The organism is Companilactobacillus futsaii JCM 17355 (assembly GCF_001435505.1).
In the GTDB taxonomy this organism is placed as follows: domain Bacteria; phylum Bacillota; class Bacilli; order Lactobacillales; family Lactobacillaceae; genus Companilactobacillus; species Companilactobacillus futsaii.
The window spans coordinates 1-416 of the sequence record NZ_AZDO01000133.1 but is presented as its reverse complement, the minus strand read 5'-3'; the positions used below and the strand labels follow the sequence as shown (position 1 = coordinate 416).

Below are 416 nucleotides of genomic sequence, written 5' to 3'. Positions count from 1 at the left end.
TGTTGTTTGTACCCATTCTAAATTTACATTCACTACATTGTTGGGTCGTATAGGCTTGGTCAATTTCGACAAAGGTTCGACCGTACATCGGAGCTTTATATTCCAACATGTTAATGAATGTTCTCCAACCAACATCAGAGATAGACATAGCTAAAGCATGATTTTTCAACATATTTTTGCTCTTCAAATTCTCTCCAACTACCAAATCGTGGTTTTTGATAAGTGTAGTTGATAGTTTATGAAGGAAGTCTTTACGTTGATTTTTTACCTTAGCGTGAAGTTTAGCTACTAGTTTACGTTGTTTTTGATAATTCTTAGATTTCCAAAGTTTCCGACCATCAGATTTAGCTCGTCTAGCCTTTCGAGATAGCTTACGTTGTTCCTTGGTTAACCTACCTTTGATGGAACGGTAAAAC

The 416-nt window shown here is 36.1% G+C and carries 1 protein-coding gene; it reads right to left on the bottom strand.

Annotated elements, in window-relative coordinates; all coding sequences use genetic code 11:
- Positions 1-416: RNA-guided endonuclease TnpB family protein (locus FC88_RS09950; RefSeq protein WP_200951542.1), on the bottom strand; the 416-nt coding region annotated here is incomplete at both ends.